The sequence below is a fragment of the Streptomyces sp. NPDC004111 genome (genome assembly GCF_042874215.1).
GTDB lineage: Bacteria > Actinomycetota > Actinomycetes > Streptomycetales > Streptomycetaceae > Streptomyces.
On record NZ_JBIAMU010000020.1, the window covers coordinates 1 to 19,345 of the forward strand.

Annotated in this window: 17 protein-coding genes and 1 pseudogene; 10 read left to right on the forward strand and 8 right to left on the reverse strand. The window is 72.9% G+C overall.

Annotated elements, in window-relative coordinates:
- Positions 1 to 593 precede the first annotated feature (593 nt).
- Positions 594 to 1,625 carry a medium chain dehydrogenase/reductase family protein gene (locus tag ACFYVL_RS32930; RefSeq protein WP_389251437.1) on the reverse strand — a complete coding sequence of 344 codons (1,032 nt, stop codon included), beginning with the start codon at positions 1,623 to 1,625 and terminating at the stop codon, positions 594 to 596.
- A 174-nt stretch (positions 1,626 to 1,799) separates the two neighbouring features.
- On the opposite strand from ACFYVL_RS32930, the gene ACFYVL_RS32935 reads away from it, so the two are divergent.
- Positions 1,800 to 2,567, forward strand: a complete 768-nt coding sequence (locus ACFYVL_RS32935; RefSeq protein ID WP_389251815.1) for a TetR/AcrR family transcriptional regulator — start codon at positions 1,800 to 1,802, stop codon at positions 2,565 to 2,567.
- Here ACFYVL_RS32935 and ACFYVL_RS32940 read toward each other — a convergent pair.
- Positions 2,554 to 3,198 carry a TetR/AcrR family transcriptional regulator gene (locus ACFYVL_RS32940; RefSeq protein WP_389251439.1) on the reverse strand — a complete coding sequence of 215 codons (645 nt, stop codon included), beginning with the start codon at positions 3,196 to 3,198 and terminating at the stop codon, positions 2,554 to 2,556. The two genes, ACFYVL_RS32935 and ACFYVL_RS32940, sit on opposite strands and share 14 nt — an antisense overlap.
- 105 nt (positions 3,199 to 3,303) lie before the next feature.
- On the opposite strand from ACFYVL_RS32940, the gene ACFYVL_RS32945 reads away from it, so the two are divergent.
- The 3 genes from ACFYVL_RS32945 (at position 3,304) to ACFYVL_RS32955 (ending at position 6,806) form a co-directional block, all read left to right on the forward strand.
- Positions 3,304 to 4,332 (forward strand): ABC transporter permease, encoded by a 1,029-nt coding sequence (locus ACFYVL_RS32945; protein ID WP_389251441.1) that lies wholly within the window; start codon positions 3,304 to 3,306, stop codon positions 4,330 to 4,332.
- A 52-nt stretch (positions 4,333 to 4,384) separates the two neighbouring features.
- Positions 4,385 to 5,362 carry a threo-3-hydroxy-L-aspartate ammonia-lyase gene (locus ACFYVL_RS32950; RefSeq protein WP_389251443.1) on the forward strand — a complete coding sequence of 326 codons (978 nt, stop codon included), beginning with the start codon at positions 4,385 to 4,387 and terminating at the stop codon, positions 5,360 to 5,362.
- A gap of 88 nt (positions 5,363 to 5,450) precedes the next feature.
- The gene (locus tag ACFYVL_RS32955; protein ID WP_389251444.1) at positions 5,451 to 6,806 is read left to right on the forward strand and encodes a glycoside hydrolase family 18 protein; all 1,356 of its coding nucleotides are present in this window, start codon (positions 5,451 to 5,453) and stop codon (positions 6,804 to 6,806) included.
- A 63-nt stretch (positions 6,807 to 6,869) separates the two neighbouring features.
- Here the strand turns inward: ACFYVL_RS32955 and ACFYVL_RS32960 are convergent, their stop codons facing one another.
- Positions 6,870 to 7,745, reverse strand: a complete 876-nt coding sequence (locus ACFYVL_RS32960) for an alpha/beta fold hydrolase (protein WP_389251446.1) — start codon at positions 7,743 to 7,745, stop codon at positions 6,870 to 6,872.
- Between the two features lie 84 nt (positions 7,746 to 7,829).
- Between ACFYVL_RS32960 and ACFYVL_RS32965 the strand changes: the two are divergent.
- The 3 genes and pseudogenes from ACFYVL_RS32965 to ACFYVL_RS32975 form a co-directional block, all read left to right on the forward strand.
- Positions 7,830 to 8,669, forward strand: a pseudogene (locus tag ACFYVL_RS32965) (helix-turn-helix domain-containing protein); the annotation flags it as partial.
- Positions 8,670 to 9,188: 519 nt separating this feature from the next.
- Positions 9,189 to 9,809, forward strand: a complete 621-nt coding sequence (locus ACFYVL_RS32970; protein WP_389251448.1) for a GrpB family protein — start codon at positions 9,189 to 9,191, stop codon at positions 9,807 to 9,809.
- A gap of 143 nt (positions 9,810 to 9,952) precedes the next feature.
- The gene (locus tag ACFYVL_RS32975) at positions 9,953 to 11,335 is read left to right on the forward strand and encodes an MFS transporter (RefSeq protein ID WP_389251450.1); all 1,383 of its coding nucleotides are present in this window, start codon (positions 9,953 to 9,955) and stop codon (positions 11,333 to 11,335) included.
- Positions 11,336 to 11,498: 163 nt separating this feature from the next.
- On the opposite strand, the gene ACFYVL_RS32980 is transcribed toward ACFYVL_RS32975, so the two are convergent.
- Together ACFYVL_RS32980 and ACFYVL_RS32985 are read right to left on the reverse strand one after the other, a co-directional pair.
- Positions 11,499 to 11,834, reverse strand: a complete 336-nt coding sequence (locus ACFYVL_RS32980; RefSeq protein WP_389251451.1) for a hypothetical protein — start codon at positions 11,832 to 11,834, stop codon at positions 11,499 to 11,501.
- A gap of 252 nt (positions 11,835 to 12,086) precedes the next feature.
- Entirely contained in the window at positions 12,087 to 12,629 is a 543-nt protein-coding gene (locus ACFYVL_RS32985) for an FABP family protein (RefSeq protein WP_389251454.1), read from the reverse strand.
- 197 nt (positions 12,630 to 12,826) lie between these two features.
- Here ACFYVL_RS32985 and ACFYVL_RS32990 point away from each other — a divergent pair, with 197 nt between their 5' ends.
- The 3 genes from ACFYVL_RS32990 (at position 12,827) to ACFYVL_RS33000 (ending at position 15,082) form a co-directional block, all read left to right on the forward strand.
- Positions 12,827 to 13,447 carry an L-threonylcarbamoyladenylate synthase gene (locus ACFYVL_RS32990; protein ID WP_389251456.1) on the forward strand — a complete coding sequence of 207 codons (621 nt, stop codon included), beginning with the start codon at positions 12,827 to 12,829 and terminating at the stop codon, positions 13,445 to 13,447.
- A gap of 88 nt (positions 13,448 to 13,535) precedes the next feature.
- Positions 13,536 to 14,096, forward strand: a complete 561-nt coding sequence (locus ACFYVL_RS32995; RefSeq protein WP_389251458.1) for a TIGR03086 family metal-binding protein — start codon at positions 13,536 to 13,538, stop codon at positions 14,094 to 14,096.
- Positions 14,097 to 14,371: 275 nt separating this feature from the next.
- Positions 14,372 to 15,082 carry a DUF2470 domain-containing protein gene (locus ACFYVL_RS33000; protein ID WP_389251460.1) on the forward strand — a complete coding sequence of 237 codons (711 nt, stop codon included), beginning with the start codon at positions 14,372 to 14,374 and terminating at the stop codon, positions 15,080 to 15,082.
- 39 nt (positions 15,083 to 15,121) lie between these two features.
- Here ACFYVL_RS33000 and ACFYVL_RS33005 read toward each other — a convergent pair whose 3' ends face one another.
- The 3 genes from ACFYVL_RS33005 to ACFYVL_RS33015 form a co-directional block, all read right to left on the reverse strand.
- Positions 15,122 to 15,316 carry a hypothetical protein gene (locus ACFYVL_RS33005; RefSeq protein WP_389251462.1) on the reverse strand — a complete coding sequence of 65 codons (195 nt, stop codon included), beginning with the start codon at positions 15,314 to 15,316 and terminating at the stop codon, positions 15,122 to 15,124.
- 377 nt (positions 15,317 to 15,693) lie between these two features.
- Positions 15,694 to 18,765, reverse strand: a complete 3,072-nt coding sequence (locus tag ACFYVL_RS33010) for a DUF4132 domain-containing protein (RefSeq protein WP_389251464.1) — start codon at positions 18,763 to 18,765, stop codon at positions 15,694 to 15,696.
- A 201-nt stretch (positions 18,766 to 18,966) separates the two neighbouring features.
- Positions 18,967 to 19,218: a hypothetical protein gene (locus ACFYVL_RS33015; protein WP_389251466.1), complete on the reverse strand. Its 252-nt coding sequence runs from the start codon at positions 19,216 to 19,218 to the stop codon at positions 18,967 to 18,969.
- Between the last annotated feature and the right edge of the window lie 127 nt (positions 19,219 to 19,345).

A 19,345-nucleotide genomic window follows, 5' to 3' on the forward strand; every position in this document is an offset into this window, starting at 1 on the left:
CGGACAGCTCTTCGACGAGCAACATGCTTTCACCTCCTCAGCAGCGGACTCGGCCGTCGCGGCTTGACTTCTTAGGCACGTGAGATGTCTTTCGGGTGGGGTGATGCGGTGGTCGGGATGGGGTCAGGGTGGACAGGAGGGCGGCCGGGACCCGGGGAGCGAAGTGCCGACGGGCCGGAGGGCCGGGACAAAGGGGGCGGACGGGCAGCGGGGCTTGAGACGTACCGGCAGGGAGTTGTGGCCCTGGAGCGAGGTCCGATTCCGGGCCCAGGTCCGGTTCCGGGCCCAGGTCCGGTTCCGGGCCCAGATCCGGTTCCGGGTCCGGTCCGCACGCCTGCCCGGCTCTGCGGGTGCGCCGCCCTCGGCGGTCCGGCGCGGCTTCCGGCCGGCGCGGCTCACACGCTGGTGCGGCGCGGCTGTTCAACAGGGCAGCTCAACAGGCCGGCTCAACAGGACTGCTCAACAGGACCGCCGGAAAGCCCGGTTCGGAAAGGCGGTTCGACGCGGCGTGCCGATCTCGCGCGGTTCGGTCCGCCCGGTCAGGTCCGGGCCCGCGGCGCACCGCGCCCGCCCGGCCGCTTGCGTACGGCGTGCTACGGGTGCAGCACGACCTTGCCCGCCACCGTGCCGGACTCCGCCAGCCGCACGGCGTCCGCGATGCGGTCGAGCGGGAAGCGGTCAGCGATCTGTGCGGTGACGTCGCCTCGCTGGAGGGCGGCGAAGACCTGGGTGAGGTCGGCGCGGAGCCGGCTCCGGAACCGGTTCCTGGCCAGTGAACGGCCGGCCCAGACGTTGAAGAAGTACGCCCGGCGGCCGTTGGGCACGGTGTTCCACCACCACACCCGGCCGAGGATCCTGAGCACCGGCAACTGCTTGGAGCCCCGGTCGTCCCTGGTGGAGGCGCTGCCGTACGAGACGAGCGTGCCGCCGGGGGCGAGCAGGCGCCAGGAGTCGACGACGCTCCGGCCGCCGACGTGGTCGAAGACCGCGTCGACGCCGCCGGGTGCGAGTTCACAGACCCGGGCGGGAACGTCCTCGGTGCGGTAGTCGACGGGAACGACGCCGCGCTGCCGCAGCGCTTCGTGGTGCCGGGCGGAGGCCGTACCGATGACCTTCACCCCTGCGGCGAGGCCGAGTTGGACCAGTACGGAGCCGACGCCGCCGTTGGCGCCGTGCACCAGGATCGTCCGGCCCGCACGGATCCGGGCCTTGCGGTGCAGCATCTGCCAGGCGGTGATGCCGTTGACCACGAGGGTCTCCGCCTCGGCGGCGCCGATGCCGTCGGGCACCGGAACCGTGTCCGCCGCGTCGACCCGTACGTGGCTGGCCCAGCCGCCCACCTTGACGAGTGCCGCGACCCGCGTGCCGATCAGGCCGGGGTCGACGCCCTCGCCGACCGCCTGGACCGTGCCGACGACGTCGTACCCGGGGACGAACGGGTAGGCCGGCTGGTCGTAGTAGCGACCGCGGCGCATCTGCTGCTCGGCGAAGGAGACCCCGGTCGCCTCCATCCGGACGAGGACCTGCCGGGGCCCCGCCGTGGGCAGCGCTCCGCGCCTGACGAGCAGTCCGTCCGGCTCGACCTCGCCCGGCAGCACGATCTCGACGAGTCCTTCGACGTTCATGGCGACCTCCACCGCACCGCACATCTGGTGATGTGCTCTCGTGTTCGTTATAAGTTCTAACGTCTGCGAGAAGCCCTCGTCAAGAGCTTGAGTGATAGCCTCTAACTAATTCTTGAGTCTGTATCCGCGCAGGCAGGGCGAGAGCAGCAGGTACGGAGAGAGCAGGTGGCAACCGTGACGGATTCCGGCACGCAGACTCCGCGCGAGCGGTACCGCGCCCAGGTGCGGGCGGAGGTCAAGGAACGCGCCTGGGAACAGATCGCCACCGCGGGCGCCTCCGCGCTCTCGCTCAACGCCATCGCCAAGCAGATGGGCATGAGCGGTCCCGCGCTCTACCGCTACTTCGCCAGCCGCGACGACCTGATCACCGAACTCATCAGGGACGCGTACCGGAGCCTCGCCGACACCTTGCGCGGCGCGGCCGACTCCGGCGCGGACCCGGCCGCACTGGCCCTGGCGATGCGCCGGTGGGCCCTGGCGGACCCCCAGCGGTACCTGCTGATCTACGGCACTCCCGTGCCGGGCTACCAGGCACCCGCGGACACGACGGCGATTTCGGGGGAGGTCATGGCGACGCTGCTGGACACCCTCGCCGCGGCCGGGACGGCGGCGCCCTCAGCGGCGGAACCCCCGCCGGCGGAGCCCGCAGGGACGGAGCCCTCGTCGGCCGAGTCCGTATCGGCGGAGTCCGCGCCGACGGGGTCCGCGCCGATGGATTCCGGCGCCGGTCCGGCGAAGGAGTTCGCCGCCCATCTCGCGGACCACCGGCAATGGGCACAGGGCCACCCGGCCCCGCCCGCGCTCCTGCACCGGGCGCTGTCCTTCTGGACCCGGCTGCACGGGGTGCTGTCCCTGGAGGTCGCCGGGCAGTTCGCCGGCATGGACTTCGACCCGGCCCTGCTCTACGCGGCGGAGATCGACGACCTGCTCAGGGGTGCGTGAGGGGCGCTTCCGCTGCGGGGCGCTCCATCGTGGTCAGCGCCTTCAGCCCGTCCCGCAGCACATCGGGTGACGCCTCCCCGAACAGTGCCTGCTGCGCGATGAACCCCTGGGCCAGCGCGATCATCGTGCGCGCCACATGGTCCGCCGGTACGTCCGCGGACATCAGCCCGGCGGCCCGGTAGCTCTCGACGAGCCTCACCCAGACGCCGCACATCTCCGCGTACGCGGACCACAGCAGCACCTGGAGCCGTTCGTCGCGCAGGGTCTCCGCCCACACCTGGAGGACCAGGCCCGGGAACGCGGGCCGCCCGTCGACGCGCAGCCCCTCGCGGGACGCCACGACCTGGCCGACCACCCGGGCCAGCAGTTCGTGCGGCAGCGGCGGCGGGCTCTGCTCGGCCGCGGCCTCGAAGGCGGCACGCACATCGGCGAAGACCTCGGTGGCGATGGCCGCGATCAGTTCGTCCTTGCCGCTGAAGTACCGGTAGACGGCCCCCGGCGAGAGGCCGATCTCGCGCAGCACGTCCTGCATGGACGCAGCGTGGAAGCCCGAACGCGCGAAGCAGCGCGTCGCGCCGTCCAGGATCTGGCGGCGCCGGGCGTCGAGGTGTTCCTGGGATACGCGTGCCATCTCCACAACTTAAAACGAACATTCCTTCTTGACAAGGACGGGCAGAGGGACACCATGGAGGAAAGAAAAAAGAACGATCCTTCTTTTTAGGAATCGAGGGACCTCATGTCCGCCCCGCTCTCGCTCTCCCGTCGCACTCTCGTCGCGCTCCTGCTGGCCCCCGTCGTGGCGGCCCTGGCCCTGTGGGCGTTCGCCTGGCCCGCCGCCCGCATCGCGCCGCGCGACCTCCCGGTCGGTGTCGCGGGGCCGCCCGCGGCGCTCGCGCAGCTCCAGCAGGGGTTCGAGCAGCGGCCGGGCGCCTTTGAGGTGCACCGCTACCCCGACCGCGCGAGCGCCCTCACCGCCATCGAGAACCGCGACGTGTACGGCGCGGTCGTGGCGTCCCCGCAGGGGGTCGAGGTGCTCACCGCGACCGCCGGGAGCCCCGTCGTCGCCCAGCTGCTGCGGGACGCCGCGACCGCCAGGACCCCAGCAGCTGCGCCGCCGCGCGTGACGGACGTGGTGGCCACGCCGCCCGGTGACCCGAGGGGCAGCGCACTGGGCGCGAGCCTCCTGCCGCTGGCGCTGGCCGGGGTGGCAACCGGGGCCGTGGTCACCGTTCTGCAGCTGCGCGGGGCGCGCGCCGTGCTCGCGCTGACCGGAGCGTCCGCGCTGGTCGGCCTGGTGGCCGCCGGGCTGGCCCACAGCTGGCTGGGCATCCTGAGCGGCGACTGGTGGACGGAGGCGGGCGTGCTCGGCCTGACCGTGCTGGCCGTCGCGGCGGGGATCGCGGGGCTGGCGGCAGTGCTGGGCCGGGCGGGGCTGGCGCTCGGCGGACTGGTGATGGTGCTGCTCGGCAACTCGTTCTCCGGGGTTACCAGCGCGCCCGAGCTGCTGCCCGCACCCGCCGGGGCACTCGGTCAGCTGCTGCCGCCGGGCGCGGGCGGCACCCTGCTCAGGTCGACGGCCTTCTTCGACGGAGCGGCCTCGGGCCCGGCCCAGCTGACGCTGACGCTGTGGGCGGGGCTAGGGCTGGCCGCAGTGCTGGTGGCCGGGGGACGCCGACGCAGCGCCAAGGCGGCGGACCCGGCACCCTCCGCCCGGCCCGACGCCGCCGACGACGCGGCGCAGCGGCCGGCCCCGGCGCACCGCTGAGCAAGGGGACGCGCCCTGGCGTCCGTACCTCCCGAAGGGTCATGATCGGCGGATGTCTCAGTCACCCGTGCTCCAGCCGCCCACCTACGACGACGTCCGGGCCGCCGCCGACCGCATCGCCCCTCACGCCCACCGCACACCGGTCCTGCGTTCGCGCCTGGTCAACGAGGCGCTCGGCGCCGATGTCGTGTTCAAGTGCGAGAACTTCCAGCGGATGGGCGCCTTCAAGTTCCGCGGCGCCTTCAACGCCCTGGCTCAGTTCACTCCCGAGCAGCGGCGGGCCGGGGTGGTCGCCTACTCCTCCGGCAACCACGCCCAGGCCGTCTCGCTGTCCGCGCGGCTGCTGGGCATCCCGGCCACGATCGTGATGCCGCACGACGCGCCCGCGTCCAAGGTCGCCGCGACCAAGGGCTACGGCGGGCAGGTCGTCACCTACGACCGCTACACCGAGGACCGGGAGGAGATCGGCCGCGCGCTGGCCGCCGAGCACGGCCTCACGCTGATCCCTCCGTACGACCACCCGCATGTGATCGCGGGGCAGGGCACGGTGGCCAAGGAGCTGTTCGAGGAGGTCGGTGAACTCGACGACCTGTTCGTCCCGTTGGGCGGAGGCGGGCTGCTGTCGGGATCGTCGCTGTCGGCGCGGGTGCTGTCGCCCGGGTGCCGGCTGTACGGCGTGGAGCCCGAGGCCGGGGACGACGGCCGGCAGTCCCTGCGTCAGGGGTCCGTCGTCCACATCGACACCCCGAAGACCATCGCCGACGGCGCCCAGACCCAGCACCTGGGCGCCTGGACGTTCGAGATCGTCCGCCGTGAGGTCACCGACATCCACACCGTCTCCGACGCGCAACTCGTGGATGCCATGCGGGACTTCGCGACCTTCATGAAGATCGTGGTGGAACCCACAGGGTGTCTGGGGTTCGCCGCGGTCCGCCGTCTGGCCGACCGGCTGCGCGGCCGGCGGATCGGAGTGATCATCAGCGGCGGCAACATCGACCTCGACCGGTACGCGTCACTGCTGGCCCCGTAGTCCCCGCGTCCCCTCGCTCACCTCGCGCCCATGACCACCTCATGACCACCCCTTGACCCTAGTTGGTCCAGACCAATAACGTCCACGCATGCGTCGAAGACTTCTGAAAGGGTCGGCCCTCGTCGCCGCCGCCTGCGTCACTTCGCTCCTCGCCACCCTCGCGCCCCCCGCGAGCGCCGCGCCCGGCCCCGCACCCGCTGCCGCGCAGCCGGGCGCGGGCCACGGCTCCGCGACCCCGCTCAAACGGGTCGGCTACTTCACCCAATGGGGGGTGTACGGCCGCAACTTCCAGGTCAAGGACCTGGACACCAGCGGTACGGCAGCACGCCTCACCCACCTCAACTACGCCTTCGGCAACGTCGACAAGTCCGGCAAGTGCTTCCTCACCCCGGCCCCGGGCGAGAGCGACCCGTGGGCCGACTACCAGCGTCCGCTGGACGCCGCGACCTCCGTCGACGGGGCGGCCGACACCGACACCCAGCCGCTGGCGGGCAACTTCAACCAGATCCGCGAGCTCAAGGCCAAGCACAGGAACCTCAAGGCCATGATCTCGCTGGGCGGTTGGAGCTGGTCGACGAACTTCTCGGACGCCGTGCTCACCCCCGCCTCGCGCAAGGCGCTCGTCTCCTCCTGCATCGACCTGTACATCAAGGGCGACCTGCCCAAGGACGGCGCGCGCGGCGGCGAGGGAGCGGCCGAGGGAGTCTTCGACGGCATCGACATCGACTGGGAGTGGCCGGGCTCGGCCGGCGACACCGACACCGTGTACCGCCCCGAGGACAAGCAGAACTTCACCGCGCTGGTACGGGAGTTCCGCAGCCAGCTCGACGCGCTGGGCAAGCAGAAGCGCAAGCACTACGAGCTGTCCGCGTTCGTGCCGACCTCGGAGGAGAAGATCGACGCGGGCTTCGAGGTCCGCAAGATCATGAAGGACTTCGACTTCGTCAACCTCCAGGGCTACGACTTCCACGTCAGCGGCGAGAAGAAGACGGCCCAGCAGTCGGCCCTCTTCGCCCCGGGCGACTTCAGCGTGCACGGCACGGTGCAGTCCTGGCTCCAGCGCGGCGCGCCCGCCCGCAAGCTGGTCGTCGGGATGCCGTTCTACGGACAGGGCTGGACCGGCGTCACCGGCGGCGGCAACGGCCTCGGCAAGCCCGCCACCGGCCCCGCGCCCGCGAAGTGGGCCGCCGGATACGCCGACTACAAGGAGCTCAAGCCCCTCGTCCAGGAGGGCAGGTTCAAGGTGCACCGCGACCTGCTGCGCGGCCACGCCTGGCTGTTCGACGGCACGACCATGTGGACGTACGACGACCCGGCCGTACTGCTCACCAAGGCCGCCTATGTACGTGCCCGGGGGCTCGGCGGCGCGATGGCCTGGTCCCTGGACGGCGACACCGCGGACGGCGAACTGATCCGCGCCCTGGACCGCGGCCTCGGCCGCTGAGGGGCCGACGGACTCAGATCGGCCCGCTTCCCGTGCCACCGCGGCACGGGAAGCGGGCCGCGATCACGTCCGAGGACCCCGGTGCCGCGCCGTGAAGGCCAGGAGCGGTGCGGCGGTGCCCGCGGGGTCTTCGATGATCGGCGTGTGGCCGGAGCCGGGCAGCATCGTGACGTCCGCGCCCGGGACGGCCCGGTAGTCGGCGGCGGAGGACGGCAGCCACCTGCGGTCCTGGTCACCGAAGATCACCTGGAGGGGCGTGCCGAGCGGTGCCAGCCGCGCGGGGAGTGCCTGCTCCTTGAGGTAGGCGAGCGAGCCCCGCATGGCCGCCGCGCTCGCACGGAGGTCCAGGGTGCGCAGCTGTTCCACGAACTCCTGCGGGATCTCGAAGCCGTCCCGGAAGCCACTGCTGGCGAAACGGCGCAGCTCCTCGTCGGACGGCGGCCAGTCGGCGGGGTCGGGCGGGCCGGACTCCGGGGCGATGAAGGCCTCCAGGGCCGGCCCGGTGTTGATCAGCGCGAGTGCGGTCACCAGGCCGGGGCGTTGCCCGGCGAGAGCGGTGGCGGTGTAGCCGCCGCTGGAGTGGCCGACGACCACGGCGTGCCCGATGCCGAGCCGCTCCAGCGCCGCACCGACGGCGCGGGCCTGTGCGGCCGTCGCGAAGTCGCCGTCGGCGGGTGCGGGCGAGCGGCCGTGGCCGGGCAGGTCGACCCGTACGACGCGGTGGGACGAGGTCAGCAGCGGGACCAGCCAGTCCCAGGATCGGGCGGTGGCGGCCGATCCGTGGACGAGGAGAAGCGCGGGGGCGTGGCGCGGGCCGTCGAGGCAGACGTGCAGGTCGCCGTGGCCGAGGGAGAGGGTGGCCTCCTCGGCGGGCCCGGGGGCCGGGCCGGCAGCGGTTTCGGCGGGTGGCGTACTCGGTGTTCCTTGGGCAGGAGTCATGCGCCCACTGTGGTCGCCGCCGTGCGCCCGGGGATTGGAAAAATGTTCCCGCCGCCGCGCTGCCGGTCCCCGTACCGTGGAGGCATGCGTGACACGGCGAACGGGCCTTCCGATCAGGCTTCCTGGGAAGTCGCCCGTCCGGAGCGGGCGGGCCTGGTGCCCGGTGTCGACATGGCCGGGTTCCGTATCGCCGGGGCCCTGAGCGGCGGGTTGCGGATCGTGCCGCACCCGGCCGTGACGCTGTTCCTGGATCTCGGGGAGAGCCGGTCCCACGTGGACGACGGCCAAGGGCAGCGGTGCCGGGGCAGCCTCGTCACCGGGCCGGGTTTCGGCTCCGGCGGCAGCGCACGCGCGTGGGGCGAGCGGGCCGAGTGCCTCCAGGTGCGCCTGTCCCCCGTGGTCGCCCGTGCGGTGCTGGGCGCAGGGCCCGCCGAACTGGCCGGAACCATGGTGGGCCTCGACGCGCTCTGGGGCCGTGACGCGGCGCGGATCCACGAGCAGCTGAGCGAACTCGCCTCGTGGCAGGAGCGCTTCGCACGGGTCCAATCGCTGCTCGCCCGCCGCGCCGCCTCGCACGCGCCGGTCGATCCGGAGGTTGCCTGGGCCTGGCAGCGGATCGCCTCCCGGCACGGCCGCGTACGTGTCGAAGGGCTGGCGGCGGAGCTGGGGTGGAGCCGCAAGCGCCTGTGGTCCCGCTTCCAGGCGCAATTGGGCATGGCGCCCAAGCACGCCGTGCGGCTGGCCCGCTTCGACCGTTCCGCCCACCGGCTGGTGGCGGGTGTGGGCGCGGCCCGGGTCGCGGCGGACGGCGGGTACTTCGACCAGTCCCATCTGCACCGCGACATCAGGACGTTCACCGGGCTGACCCCGGCGGACGTGGCCGCCGAGCCCTTCCTGACGGTCGACGACCGCGCCTGGCCCAGCGCGGGACGGCTGCTCACGGCACACGGGGCGGGGCTGCCCGATCCAGCGCATGAAGCTGGTCGCCTCGATGCGGGTCGCGGGGCGGGGCGCCTCGATCCAGCTCACGAGGCCCGTGGTCTCGATGCGGGTCGCGGGGCCGGGCGCCCCGATCCAGCTCATGAGGCCCGTGGCCTCGACGCGGGTCGCGGGGCCGGGCTCCCCGGTACGGTCGACCGCCGGCTCGCTGAGGGCCGCACGGCCGGTCGCCCCGGTGCGGCTCACCGGGCCGGGCCGCGCACCGCGGTCCCGGAGCGGGGCGGCCCGGTGCGCTCCTGACGGTGCGTGGGCGCGGGCGTTCCTGACCGTGACGGCAGCCTCCGCCCGACTCCCCCACGGGCCCGTCCCGGCCGCCTCGTATCGTGGTCGACGCTCGTGCCGACCCACCCGCGCCGCCTTGCTCCGCCCCGCCCTTGGCTGTCTGCCCCGCGCCGTCGCCCTCATGGGCCGCAGCGGGGCCGCGCCCCGTACGGAGGAAATCAGATGACCGACCAGCCCGACGGTTCGGCCCCGACGTCGGAGGAGGCCATTCGCGCCGCCACGGTGGGAACGCCGCAGCCCCTCCAGGGACGGATCAGCATCGATCCCTACGATCCCGTCTGGCCCGCCGTGTACGAGGAGGAGGCCGCGCGCATCCGCGAGGTGCTGCCGCACGCGGTCGAGCTGCACCACGCCGGTTCGACGTCGGTGCCCGGTCTCGCCGCCAAGCCCCTGCTGGATCTGGTGCTCGTCGTGCCGGACCCCGCCGACGAGGACTCCTACGCGGTGCCGCTCGCCGCGCTGGACTATGTGCTGGCCATCCGCGAACCCGACTGGTACGAGCACCGGGTGCTGAAGAAGTCCGGGCTCAGTACCGCGCTCCCCCAGGCCAACCTGCACGTCTTCCCGCCGGACTGCGCCGAGACCGCCCGGATGCTCCGCTTCCGCGACCATCTGCGTGCGCACCCCGCCGACCGCGAGCTCTACCAGCGCACGAAGCTGCGCCTGGCCTCGCAGGACTGGAAGTTCATGCAGAACTACGCCGACGCGAAGTCCGAGGTCGTGGCCGAGATCACGGAGCGGGCCGAGGCCCGCAGCGGCCGGGACGCACAGCCACAGACCTGACGCACCGGCCCGCGGATCGAGGGCCGTCCGCCCCGGACGGCCCCGCCTTGCGTCGCCCGGCCCGCTCTGAGGCAGGATGCTTCGCTGCGGAACAAGGAGTTCCGACCGTGCGTGCACCGCCCTACCCCGGTTTTGGAGCGACAGTGAAGTCAGGCGATCAGATCGTCCAGGATCTCCCGTGGAAATGGGGTGTCCAGGGCAAGGTGTTCCTCATCGGCGGCCTCGGTTACCTCTTCGACGCGTACGACATCGCCCTGAACGGCTTCCTGATGCCGCTGGTGGGCACGGAGTTCGACCTCACCCTCGCGGAGCGCGGACTCGTCGCCACCGCGAACCTGGTCGGCATGGCGGTCGGCGCGATCGCCTGGGGCTCGGTGGCGGACCGGATCGGCCGCAAGAAGGCGTTCAGCGTGACGCTGCTGATCTTCGCGGTCTTCTCCGTGCTGGGCGCGGCCTCGCCCGCGTACTGGGTCTTCCTGCTGTTGCGCTTCCTCGCGGGCATCGGGCTCGGCGGCTGCATTCCGGTCGACTACGCGCTGGTCAGCGAGTTCTCCCCGCGCAAGTACCGGGGGCGGATCCTCACCGCGCTCGATCTGTGGTGGCCGGTCGGGATCACCCTGTGCGGGCTGGTGTCGACCGCGATGCTGCCGCTCGACGGGAACTGGCGGTGGATGCTCCTCACGATGACGCTGCCCGCGCTGCTGCTGTTCTGGGTACGCCGCGGGGTACCGGAGTCGCCGGTCTATCTGTCCGAGAAGGGCCGCGAGGCGGAGGCCAGGGCAGTCATCGACGACCTGGTGGCCCGTACCGGAGCGGTCCCCGAGCCGTACGGCGTCGCCCGCCCCGACGAGGGTCCCCGTACGAGGGGACTGGCTGCGGCGGTCGAACAGCTGCGGCTGATCTGGGGGTTCAGCCCGCGGATCACCTCGGCGCTCTGGCTGGCCTTCGCCGCCATCATGCTCGTCTACTACGCGGCGCTCAGCTGGATGCCGACCATCCTCAAGGCCGAGGGGCACGGCGACGCCGCCGCGTTCACCGGCACCACGCTCATGAGCGCCGTCGGCATTCTCGGCGTCATCGTCTCCACCGCCCTGGTGGACGTCGTCGGCCGCAAGTGGCTGATCGGGGTGACGGCACCGCTGGCGACCTTCGCCCTGGTGGCGTTCGCGCTGGTGCGGGACGGCGGGACCGCGCCGCTGGTCGCGATCGCCGTCTTCGGTTTCCTGATCCAGCTGGCGATCCCCGTCCTGTACGCGTACGCCTCCGAGCTGTACCCCACCGCGCTGCGGGCCAGCGGCTTCGGGTGGGCGTCCTCGGTGAGCCGCTCCCTCACCGGCTTCGCTCCGCTGCTGTTCGGCTCGGTGCTGTGGCCGCTGCTCGGGCTGCCGTGGACGTTCGGGGTGCTGGCGGTGGTGGTGCTGGTCGCGATGGGGTGGATGGCGGTGGCGGCCCCGGAGACCAAGGGGCGTGCGCTCGACGCGGACCCGGTGGCGGTTCCGCGGACCGCGGGCCGCGGCGCCGGCTGACCGGGCCGACCACCGGAACACCACGGCCGGAGGCCGCCCACCGCACTTCGGATGGGCGGCCTCCGGCCGTCGGCGCCTTCCGCCCCGCCGGGCCGGCGGGGCGGAGGTCAACAGGTGCGGCAGTCGGCTGCCGAGTCGCGGATCGACGCGTACCCGGCGCGGATCAGCAGGTGACGATCTTGCCGTAGGAACCGAGCTTCCAGGTCCACAGCCGGGCGTCGCCGCGCTGGTAGGTCCAGCACTGCCCGTCGGGGCCGTTGTTGATGACCAGCTTCACGTGCATGACCTGGTTGCAGTTGTTGGTGACGGTCACTTGCTTCTTCTGCTTGATGACGTCGCGGGCCACGCACGCGGGGGCCGTCCCCCGCACCGCGATGTTCTGTGCGGCGGGGGCGGCCGTGGTGACGGCCGTGGCGGTGGTGACCGGGAGGGCGAGCCCGCCGCCGAGGGCGAGCGCGGCGACCGCGACGGCGAACCGCTTGCGCGAGGTGATGACCATGATCCGATGTCCTTTGCACTTGGTGAACCGGATGCCCCGGAGGGTCCGGACGCCCGAGCGACTCGGTGTACGGGTCGGCAACCGTGACCGGCCCCCGCTCCGTCCTGCGTCCGCCCACCAGCCTTCCCGGTCGACCGCCACAGCTACCGCAAATACCCCCAAAGTGACGACGTGTTGGGACGTCCCGCCCTCCGACCAGGGCTTTTGCGGACCGCCGCGAGGTGATCGCGGGACGCTCCCGGTTCGCCCCTCCTACGCCTTGCGCCTCAACCGCGCCGCGAGGTGGTGCTGCAGCGGCTGCCCGACCGCCGCGAGCTCGTGGGCGAAGTCGAGCGTGTCGTCGTCGGTGAGGGTGTAGCGGCGGCGGGTGGCGTCCACCTGTTTGGCGGTGGGAGTGAGGGCCACTTCGTGGCTGGTGAGGTCGACCGTGCGGCCGTCCGCCCGGCCGACCATGATCTCCGCGATTCCGGTGGGCTGCGTGACGAGCGCCTCGACGCGGCCGTCGGGCTGGAGGCGCCACCAGCCGCTCTCCCGGGCGGACGGGCGCAGCGGGGCGCCGTCCCCGTCGACGATCCAGGCCCGGGACTCGTACCGGAGGAAAGGCCGGCCGTCGTGGCTGAAGGTGACCTCCTGCGCGTAGGAGAAACCCTGGTCGAGGGTGGGGTACTCGCCGGTGCCCCGGCCGTGCCAGGTGCCCAGGAGGCCGAGCACGGGGGCGAGCTGTTCGTGCGGTGCGGGCGCGCCCCGCGTCCCTTCGCTGTCGGGGTACGGGTGCGTGGCGGCGGGGTCGGACACGGTGTGCGCTCCTGGGGTCGGGCGGCGCGGCCTGGGGCCGGGCGTTGCGGTGGGTCACGGCGACGGGGCCGGGGACGGGTGCGGCGGACGAGCCGTCGCAGGGGCAGTGCAGCACATCTTCGCCGGGCACCGCCTTCGTGGTGTCGCCCGGCCGGGCCTTCGGCGGTCGCCGCGCGGTGATCGCCTAGACTCCGCGAATGGCGAAGTACTTCGACGTGCACCCCGAAAACCCCCAGCCGCGCACCATCAAGAGCGTTGTGGACAGCATCCGGTCCGGTGCGCTCGTCGCGTATCCGACGGACTCCTGTTACGCGCTGGGCTGTCAGCTCGGCAACCGCGACGGCATCAACCGGATCCGGTCGATCCGCAATCTCGACGACCGGCACCACTTCACCCTCGTGTGCCACGACTTCGCGCAGCTCGGCCAGTTCGTACAGCTCGACAACAGGGTGTTCCGCGCCATCAAGGCGGCCACGCCGGGCAGCTACACCTTCATCCTGCCCGCCACGAAGGAGGTGCCGCGCCAGCTGCTGCACCCGAAGAAGAAGACCGTGGGCGTGCGGATCCCGGAACACGTGGCCGCGCAGGCGCTGCTGGCCGAACTGGGCGAGCCGCTGCTGTCGAGCACTCTGCTGCTGCCCGACCAGGAGGAGCCGATGACGCAGGGCTGGGAGATCAAGGAGCGCCTCGACCACGAGGTGGACGCGGTGATCGACTCCGGCGACTGCGGCACGGTGCCGACCACCGTCGTGGACTTCTCCGACGGCGAGGCCGAGATCGTACGCCGAGGGGCGGGCGACACCTCGCGATTCGAGTAGCCGTACGCCGATGAGTTCCGGGGCGCTCCTCGGTCTGCCCTTTGTGGCCCGCCTCATGCGGACCGCGAGGGCGTACCGAGGAGGACCCATGCTCGATCTGAAGCCGGCCTGTCAGGGAATGACCGAGGTGCTGGCGGGGGTGCGCGACCAGCAGATGAGCGACCCCACTCCCTGCGAGAAGTACGACGTCACCGACCTCGTCGGCCACATCGTCATGCTGTCGCGGGCGTTCACGGCGACCGCCCGCAAGGAGGCGCAGGACGACGCTCCCGCCGCCGGCCCGGAGGTGGTGCGGCTGCCGGAGAACTGGCGCGCGGACCTGGCCGGGAGCCTGCGCGAACTCGGCGAGGCGTGGGACGACCCCGCCGCCTGGGAGGGCGTGGGCGGCGCCGGGGTGGGGTTCGAGCTGCCCAACGAACTGTGGGGGCGGATCGCGCTCACGGAGGTGGTGGTGCACGGCTGGGACCTGGCGCGTGCCACCGGCCAGCCCTTCGAACTGCCCGAGCAGACGCTGCGGGACTGCTACGCGCATGTGTCCGGCTTCGTCGTGGAAGCCGGGAGTCCGGAGCTGTGGGGGCCGCCCGTCGAGGTGGCGCCGGACGCTCCGCTGCTGCACCGGGTGTTGGGGGTCACCGGTCGTCGGCCCTGAGCGCTGACGGGCACGGGTGTGCGAGGAGGCGTGCGGGCACGGGCTTGTGCGGGCGAGGGCACGTGCGGGCGGACACATGCGGGCGAGGGGCCGGAGTCGTCCGGCCCGTTGCACCGGACCGCCCCCGGTGGTGGCCCGTTCCGGTGGATCCGGTCGCGATGTCGCCCGATCGGGTTCATCGGAACCGTCCAGGACCAACCAGGAATGCATTAGGTTAGGCTTACCTAAGTCGCCGAGCCTGGTGTCCCCCACCGCTGCCCCCATGGAGATTCCGCATGCGTCTGCCCCGCTCCCGTGCCCAGCAGCCGACCAGCGCCGAACGTGTCCGGTCCGTACTGGCCGCCGCGCATTCGATGACCGTCGTCAGCGACGGTCTGCACACCGAAGTGCGCAGGCTGGACGGGGCGGGGGTGATGAGCCGCATCCACGTGCACGCGCCGACTCCGCACCTCCCTCCCGAACCGGGCACCGAACGCGTTCCGGTGCGGCTGGAGTTCACCGACGTCGCCCCCACGCCGGTACGGGACCGGATCCGCGCGCGGGTCACCGTGACCGGACTCCTCGCCGCTCCCTACCGGGTGTCCGACTCCGACGAGAGCACGTGCATGGAGTTCGGGCAGGCGGTCATCGAGGACGCCGAAGGCCGTGCCTTCGTCACCCTGGAGGAACTGGAGGAGCTGGCGCCGGACCCGCTGGCCGGGGTCGAGGCGGGCATGCTGACCCACCTCCTGGACGCGCACGCCGAGTTGATCCCGCTGCTGCTCCGGCTGGTGCGTACGCCCAGGGCCGTCAAGCCGACCCGGGTCATGCCGCTGGCCATGGACCGGTACGGCATCACGCTGCGGCTGGAGTGCTCCCGGTCGCACACCGATGTCCGGCTGGCGTTCCCCACCCCGGTGAGCGCTCCCGACCAGGCCGGGCCGCAGATCCAGGGCCTGTTGCGGGCGGCCCGCAGGATGTCCCACCCCAACCGGCTGCCCGCGTGAGACGCGCGGATACGCCCTGGGCCTGAGGGTGCCGCCGGTTCAGAGACCGCAGATGTCGCAGCCCAACCGTTCGGCCTCCGCCCGCCAGGCGGGGGTGGGGTCGACGAAGTACTGGACCTCGCCGCGCCGGTAGGCGTCGACATCGCGCTGGAGCGCCGCGCAGCGCCCCGGGTCCACGGCAGTCTCGGCCGCCGCCCCGGGGGCCAGCAGGAGACTGCCAGCCAGTACGGCCACGGCGACCGCGGCTGAAACCCTGCGACCGGCGGGAACTCGGCGCCTGGCGGGGACTTGGCGACCGGCGGGAACTCGGCGGATTCGGAGCATGGCGCAAACCCTTCTGGCGGGCGGAACACCCGGTGCGGCGAGCCGGGGCCGTCCGGCCCCACTCCAGTAGGCGGCCACCCCCGCGCTTCCGCATCCGGGGCGTGCCCACGGCGACGTGTCCACCGTACGGAAGCGCGGCGAGCCGGGACAGCCGCCCGGGGCCGGCCGCAGGGGTCGCTCCGGGACCCCCTGTCCGGACCCGTCCCGTCCCGTCCGGGCCTGCCCTGCCCGGATCCGGGCCGGCCCTTGTCCTGGCTCGCCCTACTCGTCCTTGTCCTGCGCTCTTCCTAGTCGAGGAGGGCCCGCAGTTCCCGCTGCCACTCCTCGCACTCCAGCACCCCGAGCAGCACCGCCGACGCCCTCGTCCGGCACCGCTCGTCGGTGAAGCCGTCGAGCGCATCCCAGACCGGCCGGAACAGTGCGGCCCTTTCCGGAACCGTGACGTCGAGGTAGAGCATGGCGCGGGTCCGCGGGTCGCCCGTGTGTCCCCCCGTGGCGAGGGCCCTCAGCTCCGCACCTGACGCGGCGAGTACGGTCCTGGCCTGATCGGCCGACATGGCGGCGAAGGGGCACCCGGCCGCCGCGCCGTCCACGCCCGCGTCCGGCTCCGCGCCGTGTTCGGCGTCCGCGCAGAGAGCGGCCACCGTCTCGGCCAGCACGAGGGTCGCGTCGGCACCCAGCGCGGTGCGCACCGGTCCCTCGAAGTGCTCGGCCACTTTGGCGTGCAGCAGCGGTTCCGTGTGGAGCAGCAGGGCCTGCCAGGCGTACAGCCTGTCCCTGCTGTCCCCTTCGGAGAGCTGTGCCGCCCGTTGCGCGAGGACCTCGTCCAGCAGCTCGCGCAGCGGCGCGCGCTCCGCGATCCGCCGGGCCGCCTTCGGTGCCTTGCCCAGTGGATGCCTGCCCACGGTGTAGGCGAGCTGGCCGCGTACGTCTTCCTGGAGCTCCTCGCGGATGCTGTCGCGGAACCGCGGTTCGGCCAGCAGTGCCTCGACTTCCGCCGTGCCTCGCTTCTCCAGCCAGTGGAGTGCCTCCAGCCGCTGGTAGGGCTCCAGGTCGGCGAAGGGCATCCCCAGGCGCAGCTGCGCGGCCAGCAGTTCGAGGTTCTGCCCCGCCCGCCAGGTGCTCGCCCGGTCGAGCGGGGTGCGCAGTCCGGCCAGTGGTTGCCGGGTCTCCCCCGCCGCTGCCGTGCGCCGGGCGACGGCGGCCAGTACGGATTCCAGGCCGGTGACCGGCAGGCGCATCCCCTGGTAGCTGACCAGGAAGAGGGTGAGCCAGCGCTGGGCTGCGGGCACGGGGATGTGGTCGGCCGATGCGGCTTCACCGGTGAGGCGCGCCAGGACCCCGACGTTCGCCAAAAGGTCCAGCCAGGACTCGGCGGTGCGGGCCAGGGCGGCGGCCGAACCGCCACGGGGCACGGACGTCAGGCGCAGCAGTTCGTCGCCCAGTTCGGGCTGTTCGCGCAGGAGCCGCCGCAGCGTCGGGAGCCAGGCCGCCCAGACGCCGGGGGCCGCCTTCTCCAGTCCGCGCCGGGTCAGCAGGGCGGCGAGGATCTCGGTGTTCGTGTCGTCGTCGGGGAGCGGGGTTTCGGTGCCCGTGGTCAGGTCGACGGCGAAGGCACCGGGGATCTCCTGTCCCGACCGGCACCAGTCCCGCACGATCTCGCGGTAGCGGCGGTAGGACTCGGCGTCCGTGGTCCGTGCCGCCACCTCGGCGCGGTACTCCTTCAGCACCTTGACGGTGACGATGCCGAGCTGTGCGGACTCGGACAGGAGTTCCTGGTGGGCGTCCTCGTCGACCGGGCCGCCGAGCTTGCGGTCGGCCTCCCGCGCTTCGCCGAACAGCGGCCTGGCCATGGCCGCGCTGCCCGCCCTGGCGACGATCCGGGCTCCCTCGTCCAGTGCGTACGGCAGCAGCCCGGGATCGGACCCGGTCGACCTGACGAGCGTGTCGCGCAGCTGGCCGGCCGAACGGCCGGGCTTCGCGGGTGCCTGTTCGGCGCAGCGGCGCATCGGGGAGAGCAGCGACATGGCGAGGTGCGCGGATTGCGGGCGGGCCACGCACACCCGGGCGAGGAAGCCGAGCGGCCGGGTCCGCACCCGGCCCACCTCCTGGCCGGTGCCGGTGTCCGGGGTCAGCCCGAGCACGTCCGCCACCACGTCCTCGGCGGCGCCGGCCCGCCGCGGGACCAGGCGGACGATGCGGTCCCCGGCGTCCAGGGCGGCCCAGTCGTACGCGCGGGCCGTCAGGTGTTCCTCGTCGGGGCCCGCGGGGCTGCCGGGCAGTACGGCTCCGGCGGCGAGCAGTTGGGCGTCGGTCGCCCGCGCGAGGGGCGGCGCCGGTTCGGCGGGCGAGGGTGCGACGGCGCCGTACTCCGCGCAGCCGACGAGGAACTTCTGGTAGGCGGCCGTGGAGTCGGCCTCCAGCGGTTCGCCGGACATCGGGGCGTCGCACTCGTCGAAGACGGCCGCCATCGCCCGGACGCCCTCGGACCAGGCGACGCGCGGCACCGTGTCGTAGGCACCCGGGCCGTGCCTGCCGTGGGTGCGGCTCCAGTCGAACTGGTGCACACCGACGGCGGACATGGGTCCCTGGTAGCGCAGGTCGAGCGTCAGCCCGTGCGGCAACCCGGCCTCGGAGAAGGAATAGTGGACGGATTCCCCGCTGATCGTGCCGTCGAACCGGGACACCACGCGCGCGAAGCGGGCCCCGCTCTCGTAGTCCGCGCCGTCGAAGGCCCAGATGCCGTAGGGAATCCTGGGGAGCGGGGCGGGTGACGAATCGGGCCGCACCCACACCGTGCGGTGCAGCTGCTCGATGTGCTGCTCGCCGCCGAAGGTGTCCAGCAGGTCGTGCCAGCGCTCCAGCTGTCCGGTGCCCTGCGGGTCGAGGAGTACCGGGTGGGGCAGGGCCAGCAGGGGTGCGTGGATGCTGACGCTGCCGTCGACCCCGGTGGCCCGCAGGGCGCCGTCCGGGCCCGGGTCCACGTCGGTCAGGAGCCCGGCGCTCGCGATGTCCGGTCCGCCGTCGGGGCCCTGGGCGTACGGGGCGACCACCGCGTAGCGCAGTGCCCTGCGCCAGTACGGGTCGGACCACACCGCCCGTACGAGCGCCGTCGGAACCGGCAGCGAGCGGGACATCCACCGCTCCACATGGCTGCGCGCCTCGGCGGCGTGGTCCCCGACCCACTCCGCCAGGCCCTTCAGTTCCTGCACCGCGGGCTCGTTCTTCAGCGCGGGCGGCAGCTTCTTCAGCTCGCGCCCGGACGCGTTGCGACAGCGCAGCTGGGGCGCTGGTTCGGCGTAGGCGTCCAGCGCCACCTCGTAGTCGCCGACCGTCCGCCGGCTCTGGGACTCCCCCATGACGTGCTCCCCCGTGCTCCCCGTGCGTTCACGAACTCCGTGCCCGCCCGCTCCACGGGCGAGTGATCACACCTTAGACGGCGGCACTGACAAAGCTCCGGGACTGCGGGTTCTCCCCCTGGCGGCACACCGGCCCCGACGCGTCGCCCGTAGCTTCGGCCCTGCCCGGGACCGGCGGCCCACCGGCCCGACCGACTGCCGTCACCCGGTCCAGACGACGTCGAGGACGGACAGGCGCCGGGCGGCGCGGTTGACCCAGTACACGACGGTGAGCAGGCCGACGGCTGCCGAACGCACGTCCTCGCCCTCCGGGTCGGTGGGGTCCCACTGGGCGAATCCCCAGGGTGACCGTGCGGCGAGGTCGAGCACGTCACGGACCATCTCCCGCACGGGGAAGGGGAGTTCGGCGGCCACCTTGGCGGCCCGGGGCGACAGCAGGACCGGCCACGACATGTCGCCCACCGTCCGCTCCCTCTGCCTCGCCCTGCGCCGAACGTCCCTCGGCCGGGCCCGCCCGCCCCCACTGTAGGACCGTCGGTCCCGGACGGTACGGCTCTTCCCCTCGGTGCAGGAGGCACGT

Bases quoted from the DNA above. Each gene is read 5' to 3' on its own strand.
- ACFYVL_RS32930 (WP_389251437.1), bottom strand. From the start codon at position 1,625: ATGAACGTCGAAGGACTCGTCGAGATCGTGCTGCCGGGCGAGGTCGAG.
- ACFYVL_RS32940 (WP_389251439.1), bottom strand. From the start codon at position 3,198: ATGGCACGCGTATCCCAGGAACACCTCGACGCCCGGCGCCGCCAGATC.
- ACFYVL_RS32945 (WP_389251441.1), top strand. From the start codon at position 3,304: ATGTCCGCCCCGCTCTCGCTCTCCCGTCGCACTCTCGTCGCGCTCCTG.
- ACFYVL_RS32950 (WP_389251443.1), top strand. From the start codon at position 4,385: ATGTCTCAGTCACCCGTGCTCCAGCCGCCCACCTACGACGACGTCCGG.
- ACFYVL_RS32955 (WP_389251444.1), top strand. From the start codon at position 5,451: ATGCGTCGAAGACTTCTGAAAGGGTCGGCCCTCGTCGCCGCCGCCTGC.
- ACFYVL_RS32960 (WP_389251446.1), bottom strand. From the start codon at position 7,745: ATGACTCCTGCCCAAGGAACACCGAGTACGCCACCCGCCGAAACCGCT.
- ACFYVL_RS32970 (WP_389251448.1), top strand. From the start codon at position 9,189: ATGACCGACCAGCCCGACGGTTCGGCCCCGACGTCGGAGGAGGCCATT.
- ACFYVL_RS32980 (WP_389251451.1), bottom strand. From the start codon at position 11,834: ATGGTCATCACCTCGCGCAAGCGGTTCGCCGTCGCGGTCGCCGCGCTC.
- ACFYVL_RS32990 (WP_389251456.1), top strand. From the start codon at position 12,827: ATGGCGAAGTACTTCGACGTGCACCCCGAAAACCCCCAGCCGCGCACC.
- ACFYVL_RS32995 (WP_389251458.1), top strand. From the start codon at position 13,536: ATGCTCGATCTGAAGCCGGCCTGTCAGGGAATGACCGAGGTGCTGGCG.
- ACFYVL_RS33000 (WP_389251460.1), top strand. From the start codon at position 14,372: ATGCGTCTGCCCCGCTCCCGTGCCCAGCAGCCGACCAGCGCCGAACGT.
- ACFYVL_RS33010 (WP_389251464.1), bottom strand. From the start codon at position 18,765: ATGGGGGAGTCCCAGAGCCGGCGGACGGTCGGCGACTACGAGGTGGCG.
- ACFYVL_RS33015 (WP_389251466.1), bottom strand. From the start codon at position 19,218: ATGTCGTGGCCGGTCCTGCTGTCGCCCCGGGCCGCCAAGGTGGCCGCC.